The sequence below is a fragment of the Labrys sp. WJW genome, from assembly GCF_001676615.1.
GTDB classification, from domain to species: Bacteria; Pseudomonadota; Alphaproteobacteria; order Rhizobiales; family Labraceae; genus Labrys; species Labrys sedimenti.
Window position 1 is genome coordinate 104,989 of sequence record NZ_LYXZ01000009.1, and the last position, 13,869, is coordinate 118,857.

Sequence of the window (13,869 nt, forward strand, 5' to 3'; positions counted from 1 at the left end):
CACAAGGAAAGAACGATGTCGGGCTTGCTGCTCTCCTATTATGGCGACGATTTCACCGGGTCCACCGATGTGATGGAAGCACTGGCCTCCCATGGCGTGCGCACCGCCCTGTTCCTCCAGCCGCCCTCCGCGGCGCAGCGCGAGCGCCTGGGTGAGTGCGATGCCATCGGCCTTGCCGGCACCAGCCGCAGCCAAAACCCAGCCTGGATGGATGCCGAACTCACCCCGGCCCTCGGATGGCTGAAGCAGCTGGGCGCAGGCATCTGCCACTACAAGGTCTGCTCCACCTTCGACTCCAGTCCGGCGATCGGCAATATCGGCCGCGCCATCGAGATCGGCAGCAAGGTCTTCGCACAGCGGCAGGTCCCGCTGGTGGTCGGCGCGCCCCAGCTCCGGCGCTATACCAGCTTCGGCACCCTGTTCGCCGCCTATCAGGGCCAGGTCTATCGCATCGACCGTCATCCGGTGATGAGCCGCCATCCGGTGACGCCGATGGACGAGGCGGACCTTCGCCTGCACCTTGCCCGGCAGACGCGGGGCAGCATCGGCCTCGTCGACATCGCGGCGCTGGTGGCGGCCGATGCCGACGGCATCGTCGATGCCGTGCTGGCGAGAGGCGAGGACATCGTCCTCCTCGATGTCAACGACGATGCCACCCAATTGCAGGCAGGGCGCCAGCTCCTGCGCCTGCAGCCAAGGCTCGGGCCCTTCGTGGCCGGGTCTTCGGGGGTCGAATATGCGCTGCTGCGCGCCTGGCAGGAAACCGGCTTAGTCGGCGGGAAAAGCTCCTTTGCCGCGCCCGGCATTGCCGATCGCATCGCCGTGGTGTCGGGGAGCTGCTCCCCCACCACGGAGCGGCAGATCCGCCATGCCACCGCCAACGGGTTCGACGGCGTTGCGCTGGACCCGCGCGCGCTCATCAGCCATGGCGAGGCGGCCATTGCCGAAGCCGTCGCCGGCGGCCTTGAAAGGCTGGAGCAGGGACGCAGCGTCATCCTCTACACCGCGCTCGGACCGAGCACCGATATTGGTGACGGGTTCGAGGACGACGGGGACCGCAACCGCATCGGCGTGGCGCTGGGCCGGATCCAGAAGGCTCTCGTCGAACGGGCAGGCTTGCGCCGGGCGGTCATTGCCGGCGGCGATACGTCGAGCCACGCCTTGCGCGAGCTCGGGATTTTCGCGCTGACGACGAGGCTGCCCTTGCCCTCCTGTCCTGGCTCCCCCCTGTGCACGGCCTATGCGGACGCGCCGGCCTTCGAAGGGCTGGAGATCGCGCTCAAAGGCGGTCAGGTCGGCGGCGACGACTATTTTTCGATGATACGCGACGGCCGTGGCTCGGCTTGATCACGACGGCCGGTCGCGTTTCTCCCATCCGGTGCAAAGCAGAGAAGGGCTCAGTTCGTCTTGTCCTGGCTTTCCGGGGCAGACAGGACAATACCCGTCATCGGTTCGACCCAGCTGATATTGTCGCGCACCGATTGCACGCCGGGCGTGTTCTCGGCGATGATCCGGATGGCGTTGCGCTGGTTTTCATCGGTGATCACACCGCTCAGTTCCACCCGGCCATTCTGGACCTCGACCCGGATGGCGCCGGCCGGCGCCCATGGCTGCGCCTGGAATTCGGCCTCGATGGCAGCCTTGATGCCTTGGTCGCTCACCGGTTGCTCTTCATAGGGCTGGCGCAGGAACTCGGCCAGGGTCCGCACCAGATCCGCGCGGGACAGCAGGCCGACGACCCTGTCGTTTTCGATGACGGGCAAGCGCTTGATGCCATGCTGCTCCATGAGGAACACGGCTTCCTCGAGCCGCTCGTTCGGGGCGACGACGATGACGTCCCTGGTCATCACCTCATCGACCCGGCGCCCATGGGTCTGCGCATAGGCCTGGGCCAGGTGTCCCGCCTTGAACAGGGAACTGAACCAGCTTGCCCCGATCTTCTCCGTGCCGAGCTCGGGGCGGCGAAGCAGGTCTCCTTCGCTGAGAATGCCGGCCAGCCGGCCGTCTTCACCGATGACCGGCAGGCCGCTTATGTGCGAGCGGACCATGACGTCGATCGCCTGGGACAAAGTGGTTTGGGGTGTCACGCTGACGATGTTGCGTGTCATCACGTCTGCGACCCGCATGGTGGCCTCCTTGCTGTTGGGTGGGCGGCCGGCATAGGGCGCGACCCGGTGGTTGCTGTCGGATAGCGGCTGAAGCGTCGGCCGCATTGAGCTCACGCAAGCTGGGCGAGCCTCAATTCGTGCCATGCGGCCAGACCCAGTTCTTGATCTCGGGCATGTCGTCGCCATGGCGCCGGACGTAGTCCTCATGCTCGATCAGCTTGTTGCGCAGCGCCTGCTTTACATGGGCGGCCGCCGGCAGCAGGCCGGGGATGCGATCGATGGCGGCTATGGCGAGATGGAAGCGATCGAGACCGTTGATCACCGTCATGTCGAAAGGCGTCGTGGTCGTGCCCTCTTCCTTGAAGCCATGCACGTGGAAATTGTCGTGATTGGTCCGCCTGTAGGTCAGGCGATGGATGAGATAGGGATAGCCGTGATAGGCGAAGATCACGGGCTTGTCGGTGGTGAACAGCCCGTCGAATTCGCGCTGCTCGAGCCCATGCGGATGCTGGCTGGGATCCTGCAGGGCCATGAGGTCGACCACGTTGACGACGCGGATCTTCAGCGAGGGACAATGCTGGCGCAGGAGATCGACGGCGGCCAGCGTTTCCAGCGTCGGCACGTCGCCGGCGCAGGCCATCACCACGTCCGGTTCGCTGCCCTGATCGTTGCAGGCGAAATCCCATAGGCCGATGCCGGCGCGGCAATGGCGTACCGCCGCTTCCATGTCCAGCCATTGGGGAGCGGGCTGCTTGCCGGCGACGATGACGTTGATACGGTCATAGGTGTGCAGGCAATGGTCGGCGACATGGAGCAGCGTGTTGGCGTCCGGCGGCAGGTAGACCCGCACGATGTCGGCCTTCTTGTTGGCGACAAGGTCGATGAAGCCGGGATCCTGGTGGCTGAAGCCGTTATGGTCCTGGCGCCAGACATGGGAACTGAGCAGATAGTTGAACGAGGCGATCGGCTGGCGCCAGGCGAGCTCGCGCGACACCTTCAACCATTTGGCATGCTGGTTGAACATCGAATCGACGATGTGGATGAAGGCCTCGTAGCAATTGAACAGGCCGTGGCGGCCCGTCAGCAGATAGCCTTCCAGCCATCCCTGGCACAGATGCTCGCTCAGCACCTCCATCACGCGTCCGTCGGGCGACAGATGGACGTCTTCCGGCAGGCGAGGCTCCATCCAGGTGCGATCCGTCACCTCCAGCACGGCGTCGAGCCGGTTGGAGGTGGTCTCGTCGGGACCCATGATGCGGAAATTGCGGGCCTCGGCGTTGAGGCGCATCACCTCGCCCAGATAGCGCCCGAGGACCCGGGTCGCCTCCGCATTGGTCCTGCCGGGGGATGTCACCGCAACCGCAAAGGCGCGCGGGTCGGGGCAGTGCAGGTGATATTTCCGGCCGCCATTGGTGTGGGGGTTGGCGCCCATGCGCCGGTCGCCCTCGGGAGCCAGTGCTTTCAGCTCCGGCAGGAGGCGGCCTTCGGCATCGAAGAGCTGGCCGGGTTCATAGCTTCGCATCCAGGATTCGAGCAGAGCGAGATGGCCGGGGTTTTCCGCAAGGCCGCTGAGCGGCACCTGGTGGGAGCGCCAGAAGCCTTCTGTCTTGAGGCCGTCGACCTCCTTGGGGCCCGTCCAGCCCTTGGGACTGCGCAATACGATCATCGGCCAGCGCGGTCGCTCCGTCTCGCCTTTGCTACGGGCCGCAACCTGGATGGCGCGAATGCGGGCAAAGGCCTGGTCGAAGGCCGCAGCCATGGCCTGGTGCATCGGAACCGGCTCCGAGCCCTCGACGAAGAGGACTTCGTGACCCAGGCCCTCGAAGAGCTTGCGGATTTCCTCGTCGCCGAGCCGGCCTAAGATCGTGGGTCCTGCGATCTTGTAGCCGTTGAGATGCAGGATCGGCAGCACCGCGCCGTCATGGACGGGATTGACGAACTTGTTGGAATGCCAGGATGCGGCGAGGGGACCGGTCTCGGCCTCGCCGTCGCCGACCACGCAGGCAACGACCAGGTCCGGATTGTCGAAAGCCGCGCCATAGGCATGGACCAGGGCATAGCCCAACTCGCCGCCTTCGTGGATCGAGCCGGGCGTGTCCGGGGAGGCGTGGCTGGGGATGCCGCCCGGGAAGGAGAATTGCCGGAACAGGCGGCGCAGCCCGTCTTCATCCTCGGAGATCTCCGGATAGATCTCCCTGTAGCTGCCTTCCAGATAGGTGTTGGCCACCATGGCCGGCCCGCCATGGCCGGGGCCGCAGATGAAGACGACATCGAGATCGTCGCGCTTGATGACGCGATTGAGATGGGCATAGAGGAAGTTCAGGCCCGGCGTGGTGCCCCAATGGCCGAGCAGCCGCGGCTTGACATGGTCGAGCGTGAGGGGATCGCGCAGGAGCGGGTTGTCGAGGAGGTAGATCTGCCCGACCGACAGATAGTTGGCAGCACGCCAATAGCGGTCGATGAGGGCGAGTTCTTCGGGCTTCAGGGCGGTGGTCTTCAGGGCTGTGGTCATGGCAAGGGCTTCGAGATTTCCACGAGGGCGGGACGGGGTGCTGGTCGAAGGCGCTTCCAGTTAAACGGCCATGGCGCCGAGAAGTTGCCGATTGCGCAAAACGATCTGGCGGGCATTGGACAGGCCGAGCGCGCCCTTGCCGTGAAGCTGGGAGATGATGCGCGAGACGGTTTCGAGCGTCAGGCCGAGATAGTCGCCGATATCGCGGCGGCACATCGGCAGCTCGAACATGCCGGCGACGGCAAGCCGCCGATCCATTTCGAGCAGGAAGGTGACGACACGCTCGAGGGCCGTCTTGCGGCCGAGCAGGATCATATGGTCTTCGGCGTGCCTGAGGTCCCGCAGGGCCAGCGTGCGCAGGGCATTGGCGACGCCGATATCCTTGAGGGCCGCCTCTTCCAGGCTCTTGCGCCGCACCAGCCGCACCGTGGTATCGACGACGGCGTCGGCGGTCATGCGATGCACCGACCCCATCTCCAGGCCGAAGATGTCGCCGGGCAGGTGGAAGGCGCCGATCTGCCGGCGGCCATCGTCCAGGAGCTTGCAGGTACGAACCGCGCCGCTGATGACTTCGTAGACATAGTCCGCCGGCTCATCGTCGCCATAGATCTCCTCGCCCTTGTCATAGCTATGCACCGTCCCGAGCAGCGCAGGCAGGGGCATGAAGCCGGAGGAGCCGAAACTGGCCGCGCCGATGGCGACAGGTGGTGGCGCGTCGGCGTTCGGCCGGGCGGACATTTCGTGGCGAGAGAACATCGTGGCCATCTCCTGGATGCGGCGGATGGCCGAGTCGTAGGCCCGAAAGAGGCCCGCGAAAATTTCGGTCGAACCCCTAGGGAAGGGCCCCTAAGGGCTTTACCGGATGTCGCCGAAGCGTTTTGCGATTGGGCGGAATCGCCAGGAATCGCATGCTCAAGGAAAGCTCCTGTCGGCGATCGCCGCGCGGACATTCGCGACCAGGCTTTCGGCGATGTGCGGTTTGAGCACGACATGCTGGATGCCGGCGCGATGCGCCTTGTGCTCGATCGTCTCGTCGGGATAGCCGGTGATCAGGACCACGGGGCCGCCTTGTCCTCTCTCGCGCAGATGGAGGGCGAGTTCGAGACCATCCATCTCCGCCATCTTGTAGTCGATGACGAAGCAGTCGGGCGCGAAGGAGGCCATCTGCGACAGGCAGTCGACGCCGCTCGAATAGGTGCGTACCGTGAAGTCCTCGGCTTCCAGAAGGAAGCGGAGCGAGCCGAGCACGTCGCGGTCGTCATCGATGACGGCAATTACGAAGAGAGACTGAGAGGACGTCATGGCGGTTCCCGGCACCGCAGGGGCCCAGACAGGACGGTGCAAAGAGGGAGCATATTCCGGTGTTCTCACGGCGGAATTGATGCAGCTCAAGGTCCGGCCTCGATCCTGGCAGCAGATCAATCGATCAGGGCACCGCTGCGTATCGCCTGCCTGACCAGTTCCGAGATGCTGCCGGCGTGCATCTTCATCATGACATTGGCGCGGTAGACCTCGACCGTGCGCGGGCTGATGTCATATTCCTTGGCGATCGCCTTGTTGGAGAGGCCCGCCACCAGGCCGTTCATGACCTGTCGCTCGCGCGGGCTGAGAGAGGCGAGGCGGGTAGCGAGTTCGCTTGCATCCGCAGCGACCTTCGTCGCCTTGCTGCTTTGTTCGAACGCGGCCCGGAGGACATTGATGAGACGTTCGTCCTCGAAGGGTTTTTCCATGAAATCCAAGGCGCCGAGCTTCATGGCCTCGACCGCGAGGGGAACATCGCCATGGCCGGTCATGACGATCACCGGCAGATCGGCGGCCGCCGCCTTCAAGCGCTTGAGCAATTCGATGCCGTCGATCTCCGGCATGCGAATGTCCGTGACGACGCAACCGAAGCCGAGCTGGGGCAGGGCTTCGAGAAAGTGGTCGGCCGTCTCGAAAGCGGTGACGGCAAAGCCGGAGGTCGACAGGAGGAAGGCCAGCGAGTCCCGCACAGCCGCGTCGTCGTCGATGATAAAGACCCTGGCATTGTTAGGCATCGGAAGAAGTCTCGGGCAAGTTTTGGGAGTCGGCGAGAGTGCCGAGCGGCAAAGAGAAATGGAACGTGGCGCCACCGGCCTGATTGGCCTCGGCCCACATCTTTCCGCCATGGGCTTCGATGATGGAGCGGCTGATGGAAAGGCCAACACCCATTCCCGTCTGCTTGGTGGTGAAGAAGGGCTGGAACAGGTTTGAGCGGACGTCGTCGGCAAGACCGTGGCCGGTATCTTCGACGCGAATGTGTATCATGTCGTCGCCGAACGGGGCATTGGCAACGGTGAGCTCGCGCCGCGTCGATCCCTGCATGGCCTCCAGTGCATTGCGGAAGAGGTTCACCAGGACCTGCTGGATCTGGACGCGGTCCGCCAGGACGAGGTCGCAGGAAGGGTCCAGGTCGAAACGCAGGACAACCCCCTGTTCGCGGGCCCCGACCAGCCCGAGCGCCCCTGCCTCCTCGACGAGCTTGGCGATGCTCTCGATGCGTTTCTCGGTCTCGCTTCTCGTCACGAAGCTGCGCAGGCGCCGGATGATCTGCCCGGCCCGCAAGGCCTGCTCGGCGGCCTGGTCGAGCGCGGTCTCGATCCTGTCGAGGCCTTCGAGGTTGGAGGCGCTCAGCAGGCGCCGAGATCCCTTGAGATAGTTGCTGATCGCGGCCAGGGGCTGGTTGAGTTCGTGGGCGAGGGCGGAGGCCATTTCTCCCATGGCGCTCAGCCGTGACATATGCACGAGTTCCGACTGCAGTTCGGACAGGCGGGCCTGCGTCTGCTGATATTCCGTCAGGTCCCGCACGAAGCCGGTGAAGTAGCGGCGCCCGCCCGACTGCATTTCGCCCACCGACAGATGCATCGGGAAGGTCGAGCCGTCTTCGCGCTTGCCGGTGACGATGCGGCCGATGCCAATGATATGCCGGTTCCCGGTATGCTGATAGCGGTGCAGGTAGTCGTCATGCCGCGACCGGTCCGGCTCCGGCATCAGGATATTGACATTCTGGCCAATCGCTGTCGATCCGGCATATCCGAACAGCCTCTCCGCGGCGCGGCTGAAATACTGCATGATCCCGGCTTCGTCGATGACGACCATCGCGTCGGGAACCGTTTCCAGGATGGAGCGAAGATGTTCCTCGCGCGTGCGCAAGGCTTCTTCGAGGCGCTTTTCCTCGTCGATGTCGATGACGATGCCGCCCAGGCAAACCGCTGTGCCGCTCTCGTCCTTCTGGACGCCGCCCCGAAGGCGCAGCCAGCGACTGGGGCTGTTCTCGGCACGCACGCGGCAGGAAATGTCGAAGGCCGAACCCGATGCAATCGATGCGTCCAGAGCCGCGGTCGCCGCATCGATGTCGGCCGGGTCCAGCAAGGTGAGGAAGGTGCGGTCGTCGAGGACCTTCTCGGCGCGATATCCGAAAAGGACCCGCGCCGTGTTCGATATGGTCAACGTCCGGGAGGCGATGTCGAAGATCCAGGTGCCGATGCCCGTGCATTCGAGGCCGGTTCGGATCGCGCGATCCTCCTGGCCTGGAACAGGCCCATCCTGCAATGGTGCGACCACATCCGGCCTCCGCGAGAGATTTCCTCTATAGAGGGAGGCGGAGGTGATCTTTCAAGAAGAATTGTTCAAAACGGGGAGTAGTTACAGGTCCATTTCCGGCGGTAGGCGGAGGGTTTTCGACAGAGGGGCCGACCCGCGATTTCCTTTTGGGTGCATCGACCGGCTCCCCAGACGCCAAATTCGACAATCTTGCGCTGGATCAATTCGCTCGGACCATGAAACCCTTCAATGGAGCCATGCATCAACCCGGCACCTTTGGAAAGGGATGAGCCATGGCCGCTTCCGCAACCTTGAAAATGCCGCTTCCCGTGTCCTCCCATGTCGTTGCGGACCAGGGGGAGGTGATCGAATTTCTGCTTTCGCCCGGTACGCATGGCCGGACCGAGCCGGTGGAACGCATCGATACCCACGGCGCGATCGTCTTCCTGGCGGGAGATCGTGTCTATAAGCTCAAGCGCGCCGTTCGCTTCCCGTTCATGGATCTGTCGACGGTGGAGCGCCGGGGCGGGGCCTGCCGGCGCGAAGTCGAGGTCAACAGCGTCTATGCGCCGCAGATCTATCTCGACGCCGTCCCGGTCACCAGGTCCGGCGGCGGCCTGCAGTTGCGCGGCCAGGGGGAGGTCGTCGACTGGGTCGTGCGGATGAGACGCTTCGACGAGACGGCTACACTCGACCGCCTCGCCGACCGGAACGACATCGGTGAGAAGCTCCTGGCCGATATCGTCTCGGCGGTGCTGGCTTCACACGAAAAGGCTTCCATGCGCGACGGGCTGGAGGCAACTCGCAGCCTGGAGCGCTATATCCGGCAGAATGACGAGGCGTTTCGCGAAAGCCCGACCCTGTTTCCGCAGCAGGAAATCGAGGCGCTGACTGCGGCGGCCAGCCGCGCCTATCGTGACTGCTTCGATCTCCTGGTCGAGCGCGGCAAGGCCGGCTTCGTCAGGCGCTGCCATGGGGATCTGCATCTGCGCAACATCGCCGTCATCGACGGGCGCGCCACCTTGTTCGACGCGATCGAATTCGACGAGGCGATCGCGACCTGCGACGTGCTGTACGACCTGGCTTTCCTGCTGATGGACCTGTGGGACCGTGGACTGCATCGCCAAGCCAACATGGTGCTCAATCGTTATTTGTGGGAAGCGTCCGAAGCCCATCTGGCAGGCCTTCAGGCCTTGCCTCTCTTCCTGTCCATCAGGGCCGCTTTGCGGGCCAAGATCGCGGCCGCTGCGGCAATGGTCCAGGCTCCGTTGGAGGCCGAGGCAAGCCGGCTGGAAGCCCGGCGCTATTTCGAGCTCGCGCGTCGTTTCCTGGTCAAGCTGCCGCCACGGCTGGTGGCGATCGGCGGCCTGTCGGGAACAGGCAAGACCACATTGGCACTGGCATTGGCCCCGTTCCTGGGCACGGCACCCGGTGCCGTCGTCCTGCGCAGCGACATCGAGCGCAAGCGCCTTGCCGGCATCGCGCAGACGCAGAAGCTGCCATCCTCGACCTATACGCCATCCTCCAGCCTCGCCGTCTATGACGCGCTCAGCCGCAAGGCCGATCTTGTCCTGGCGACGGATTGCAGCGTCATCCTGGATGCCGTCTATGCGAATTTGCCCCAGCGGCACGTTGCGGAGGGCATAGCGCTACGTGCCGGGGTCGGCTTCACCGGTTTCTGGCTGCACGCGCCGCTGCCCGTCATGGAGCAACGCGTCTCCAGCCGTGAGAAGGACGCCTCCGATGCCGATGTCGATGTGGTCCGCAAACAGGCGGGCTATGATCTGGGGCGTATTTCATGGCATCGTCTCGATGCCACGTTGCCGCGCAAGGATATCGAGGATGAAGCCCTGTCGTGCCTGGCGCTCAGAAGCGCGAATGGCAGGTCCTGCAAGGACTGACCCGGGCAGAGAGCCGCCTGGCAGGGCAAGATCGGCATGAGCCAGACCGAGATCATTGCCCGCCTCGCGGTCGCACTTGGCATCGGCATGCTCGTCGGCCTGGAAAGGGGGTGGCGGACACGCGAGGAGGAGGACCATCAACGGGTCGCCGGGCTTCGCACATTCGCGCTTACCGGGCTTATCGGAGGCGTCACCGGCGCCCTATCCCATGTGACCGGTCCGGTGATCCTCGGCTTCGTGTTCCTGGGGGTCGCCGGTGCCCTCACGACGTTTCATTGGCTGGAAGCGAAGGCCGAGGGTAATTTTTCGGCGACCTCGCTGGTGGCGGGATTGCTCACCTTCCTCCTCGGCGCCTATGCGCTAATGGGTGACGTTCAGATCGCCGCCGCCGGCGGCGTGGCGATGACGATCCTGCTCGCCTTGCGGGAGCAGTTGCATGGCCTGGTACGCGGCCTGACCTGGCCGGAAATCAAGGCCGTGCTGGTGCTCCTCGCCATGTCCTGCGTGCTATTGCCCATCCTGCCGGACCGAACCGTCGACCCGTGGCAGACCCTCAATCCATGGCAGCTCTGGCTGTTCGCGATCCTGATCGCGGGGATCTCCTTCGGCGGATATGTCGCCATCCGCCTGTTCGGCGACAGGCTCGGCGTCATTTTGGCTTCCCTCGCCGGAGGCCTGTCGTCCTCGACGGCGACCACGATGGCGCTGGCCCGTATGGCCGGAACCCATCCGCAATCCTGGTCGATCCTGGTTGCGGGTATGCTGTCGGCGGGCGCCATCATGGTGCTTCGCGTCGGCTTCATCGCCTCGCTCCTCAATCCGGGCTTGCTAGCTGGCCTGGCTGCTCCCGTTCTGGCTGCCGCGGCGGTCCAGGTGCTCGGTGCATGTGCCTTGGCCATCAGGCGCGTGGATCATGGGGCACCCAAGCTGGAGCTCTCCAATCCGCTCGAGCTTGGCTCCGCCCTCAAGCTGGCGGCCTTCATGGCTGTCGTCCTCGTGGCAGGCAAATTGCTGCAGCAATCCTATGGCGGCGCGGGCGTCATGATGCTCGCGGCGGTGTCGGGATTGGCGGATGTCGACGCGGTGACCGTTTCGATCGCCCGCATGAGCCTCGCCGATCTTGGCCCTGGTTCCGCCGCCTTGGCCATTGGCCTGGCCGTCGCCGTCAATGCCCTGGCCAAGGTCGGCATGGCCGCCTATGCCGGGGGATGGCGTTGTGCCCTGCCGTTCGGGGCGATCAGCCTGCTTGCCGTGGCGGCGGGAGGAGCGGCCGGTTACCTGGCGAGCATACGCTAACCCGGACATGCCCATCCCCATGCCCGATGCCGTGCGGGAGAGGGGAGGAGGTCTGCTATTCGCCTTCGCGCCTGACGAGAAGCGCGAGGGTCTCTTCGGCTATGACCTGTTCCTCGTTGGTCGCTATCACCAAGGCGCATATTTCGCTGGTGTCGGCGCTGATCCGGCGTGCATTCGCGTTGTTGGCCTCGAAATCGAGATCGAGGCCGAGCCAGGCCAGGTGGCCGCCGACCTTCTCCCGGATGAGGGGCTGGTTCTCCCCGATGCCGGCCGTGAAGACCAGCGCATCCAGCCCACCGGCGGTCGTTGCCAGTGCGGCGATCTCGCGGGCGATGCGCAGGCAGAACAGATCGATGGCTTCGGCCGCCTCGGCTGCATCGCTGGCCAGGAGGTCGCGCGTATCGGCGCTCATCCCTGAGATCCCGAGCAGGCCGGAGCGGTGATAGAGCAGGTCTTCGAGAGCCTCGGGCGAATAGCCGCGCTGCTTCATGAGATGGAGCGGGACGCCGGGATCCAGGGCACCGCAGCGCGTGGCCATGGGAATGCCGTCCAAGGTCGAGAACCCCATCGAGGTGTCACGGCTGACCCCATTGGCAAGCGCGCACAGGCTGGCCCCGCTGCCCAGATGGGCGACCACGACCCGTCCCGTGGCCAGGCGAGGGGCGATTTCCCTCAGCCTGCCGGCGATGAATTGATAGGAGAGGCCATGGAAGCCATAGCGCTTGATGCCCTGGTCGAAGAGTTCGCGGGGCAGCGCGAAGCGACGGACGATATCGGCCTGGGCGTGATGGAAGGCGGTGTCGAAGGACGCCGTCTGCACCAGATGCGGGCGAAGGTGCCGGATGGCACGGATCAGTCGCACACTTTGGGGCTGGTGCAGCGGAGCCAGGGGAACCAGATCCTCGATGGCGTTCAAGGTGGTATCGTCGATCACCGCAGCCCGCGAGAAGACGTCGCCGCCATGGACGACGCGGTGGCCGACGGCCACCAATTCGTCGAGAGAGAAATGTCTGCCCAACAGGTCGAGGGTCTCGTCGATGACGTCGTGGAAGTCGTCGGTGACTGGAGATTTCAGCGGAATATCGACGACCTCGGGACCCTCCACCATGTGGAGACCGAGCGGCTTGCGGCGGAGGTCGATGATGCCCATGCCCAGGCGTTCGAGCGTCCTGTCCTCGCGCTTGAAGAGTCCCAACTTGATGCTGGAGGAGCCGGGATTGCAGGTCAGGAGGATGCCGTTCATCGAGGGGACGTTCCTTTGGCTGCCAATCTGGCGAGTGCGATCGAGATAAAGCAACGTCGACCGAGTATCATCTGCCGGTGAGGATGCCTGGTGTCAGAGCGCAGAAGGCGGGATCCGCCGTATCTGTCTCTTTTGGTAAATCAATTGCCGGCCCGGGATGTTCCCGGCATGGAGACTCGGCACGACCAGAGTGTCCATTGGTCCTGCGCGAGCGGCAGGCCAACCTATTCGAGAGCGCCTTTGGCTGGCCTTGATGCAGCTCAATGTCGGGGGAAACGCCGAGCCTAGAACAAGAGTGTCATCCAAGGAGATCCGCCGTGCCACTTCGCTGCATTCTGGTCCCCACCGGCCCGGGCATCCGGCCCGAGCGTCGTCTGGCGGCCGCATTGGGGCTTGCCAAGCGCACGCATGCCCATATCAACGCACTCTACGTCAGGCCCGATCTGGAGATCGTCGCGCCGCCCGTTCTTCTGGTCGGCGCAAGCGGCGTTCCGCCCCAATGCAATACCTCCTGCGAGGCCAAGGCTCTGGCCACGGCCGGCCGGCAGGCATTCGAACGCTGGTGCTCCAGCAGCCAGGTCGAGATGCAGCCTAATCGCCGGCTCGATGCCACCTTCGCCTCCTGGACCGAAAGCGGCGGCGACGTCGAGACGCTCGTGGCGCTCAACGGGCGCGTCAATGACCTCATCATCGTCGACAACCCGACCAAAGGCGGGCCTTTCGATGCAGCCGCGTTCGACGCGGCGGTGTTCTCTTCGGGGCGGCCGACCCTGATGCTGGGGGAGCGCCTGCCGGACAATCTGCTCCGGCATGTCGTGATCGCCTGGAACGGCAGCCTGGAAGGGGCGCGTGCCGTAGGCCAGTCCGTCTCATTGCTGCACGAGGCGGAGCGTATCTCGATCGTCACCATTCCCTCCGAAGCAGACCGGCAGAACGGCATCGCGGATCTGGCCGACTATCTGCACTGGCACGGCGTGGTCGTGGAGAAGGCGGGGTTGGTGCCGGATCTTGCCGGAAGCGATGGCGAAAAGATCCTGGCAGCCTGCGATCAGGCTGGCGCGACGCTGCTGGTCATGGGGGCCTATACCCATAGCCGCCTGCGCCAGGCCTTCCTCGGCGGCTTGACCCAGCATGTGCTCGACAGAGCGGAACTCCCCGTTCTGATGGCGCATTGATCGGGACGGCTGGCAGTAGTGCGTTTCCGGCCCGCGAAGGCGAAAATTAGGATCTGCGAACCTATGCTCGCCG

At 64.6% G+C, this 13,869-nt stretch carries 11 protein-coding genes; 4 read left to right on the forward strand and 7 right to left on the reverse strand.

The window, feature by feature from the left end:
• The first annotated feature begins 15 nt into the window (after nt 1-15).
• On the forward strand, nt 16-1,347 hold the full coding sequence (locus BA190_RS06410; protein WP_068284372.1) for a four-carbon acid sugar kinase family protein: 1,332 nt from the start codon (nt 16-18) through the stop codon (nt 1,345-1,347).
• Between the two features lie 50 nt (nt 1,348-1,397).
• On the opposite strand, the gene BA190_RS06415 is transcribed toward BA190_RS06410, so the two are convergent.
• From BA190_RS06415 to fixL, 6 genes are all read right to left on the reverse strand, one after another.
• Complete coding sequence (locus tag BA190_RS06415) at nt 1,398-2,126, reverse strand: CBS domain-containing protein (protein WP_068284452.1); 729 nt, start codon at nt 2,124-2,126, stop codon at nt 1,398-1,400.
• Between the two features lie 112 nt (nt 2,127-2,238).
• Nucleotides 2,239-4,620, reverse strand: coding sequence for a phosphoketolase (locus BA190_RS06420; RefSeq protein WP_068284374.1), 2,382 nt, complete (start codon nt 4,618-4,620; stop codon nt 2,239-2,241).
• 60 nt (nt 4,621-4,680) lie between these two features.
• Nucleotides 4,681-5,376 carry a helix-turn-helix domain-containing protein gene (locus tag BA190_RS06425; RefSeq protein WP_068284376.1) on the reverse strand — a complete coding sequence of 232 codons (696 nt, stop codon included), beginning with the start codon at nt 5,374-5,376 and terminating at the stop codon, nt 4,681-4,683.
• 156 nt (nt 5,377-5,532) lie between these two features.
• Nucleotides 5,533-5,922, reverse strand: coding sequence for a response regulator (locus BA190_RS06430; RefSeq protein WP_068284378.1), 390 nt, complete (start codon nt 5,920-5,922; stop codon nt 5,533-5,535).
• Nucleotides 5,923-6,038: 116 nt separating this feature from the next.
• Complete coding sequence (gene fixJ / locus BA190_RS06435) at nt 6,039-6,656, reverse strand: response regulator FixJ (protein WP_068284380.1); 618 nt, start codon at nt 6,654-6,656, stop codon at nt 6,039-6,041.
• Complete coding sequence (fixL, locus tag BA190_RS06440) at nt 6,649-8,202, reverse strand: sensor protein FixL (RefSeq protein WP_068284383.1); 1,554 nt, start codon at nt 8,200-8,202, stop codon at nt 6,649-6,651. The genes fixJ and fixL overlap by 8 nt, the downstream gene beginning before the upstream one ends.
• A gap of 272 nt (nt 8,203-8,474) precedes the next feature.
• Here fixL and BA190_RS06445 point away from each other — a divergent pair, with 272 nt between their 5' ends.
• Both BA190_RS06445 and BA190_RS06450 read left to right on the forward strand, forming a co-directional pair.
• Complete coding sequence (locus tag BA190_RS06445) at nt 8,475-10,082, forward strand: AAA family ATPase (RefSeq protein ID WP_245314590.1); 1,608 nt, start codon at nt 8,475-8,477, stop codon at nt 10,080-10,082.
• Nucleotides 10,083-10,118: 36 nt separating this feature from the next.
• Nucleotides 10,119-11,378 carry an MgtC/SapB family protein gene (locus BA190_RS06450; RefSeq protein WP_068284385.1) on the forward strand — a complete coding sequence of 420 codons (1,260 nt, stop codon included), beginning with the start codon at nt 10,119-10,121 and terminating at the stop codon, nt 11,376-11,378.
• A 55-nt stretch (nt 11,379-11,433) separates the two neighbouring features.
• Here the strand turns inward: BA190_RS06450 and BA190_RS06455 are convergent, their stop codons facing one another.
• On the reverse strand, nt 11,434-12,621 hold the full coding sequence (locus BA190_RS06455; RefSeq protein ID WP_068284387.1) for an acetate/propionate family kinase: 1,188 nt from the start codon (nt 12,619-12,621) through the stop codon (nt 11,434-11,436).
• Nucleotides 12,622-12,938: 317 nt separating this feature from the next.
• Here BA190_RS06455 and BA190_RS06460 point away from each other — a divergent pair, with 317 nt between their 5' ends.
• A complete protein-coding gene (locus tag BA190_RS06460) occupies nt 12,939-13,796 on the forward strand; it encodes a universal stress protein (RefSeq protein WP_068284389.1) in 858 nt (285 codons plus the stop codon).
• Nucleotides 13,797-13,869 lie beyond the last annotated feature (73 nt).

Coding starts and splice junctions, on each gene's coding strand:
- BA190_RS06410 (WP_068284372.1), top strand. CDS start 16: ATGTCGGGCTTGCTGCTCTCCTATTATGGCGACGATTTCACCGGGTCC.
- BA190_RS06415 (WP_068284452.1), bottom strand. CDS start 2,126: ATGCGGGTCGCAGACGTGATGACACGCAACATCGTCAGCGTGACACCC.
- BA190_RS06420 (WP_068284374.1), bottom strand. CDS start 4,620: ATGACCACAGCCCTGAAGACCACCGCCCTGAAGCCCGAAGAACTCGCC.
- BA190_RS06425 (WP_068284376.1), bottom strand. CDS start 5,376: ATGTTCTCTCGCCACGAAATGTCCGCCCGGCCGAACGCCGACGCGCCA.
- BA190_RS06430 (WP_068284378.1), bottom strand. CDS start 5,922: ATGACGTCCTCTCAGTCTCTCTTCGTAATTGCCGTCATCGATGACGAC.
- fixJ (WP_068284380.1), bottom strand. CDS start 6,656: ATGCCTAACAATGCCAGGGTCTTTATCATCGACGACGACGCGGCTGTG.
- BA190_RS06445 (WP_245314590.1), top strand. CDS start 8,475: ATGGCCGCTTCCGCAACCTTGAAAATGCCGCTTCCCGTGTCCTCCCAT.
- BA190_RS06450 (WP_068284385.1), top strand. CDS start 10,119: ATGAGCCAGACCGAGATCATTGCCCGCCTCGCGGTCGCACTTGGCATC.
- BA190_RS06455 (WP_068284387.1), bottom strand. CDS start 12,621: ATGAACGGCATCCTCCTGACCTGCAATCCCGGCTCCTCCAGCATCAAG.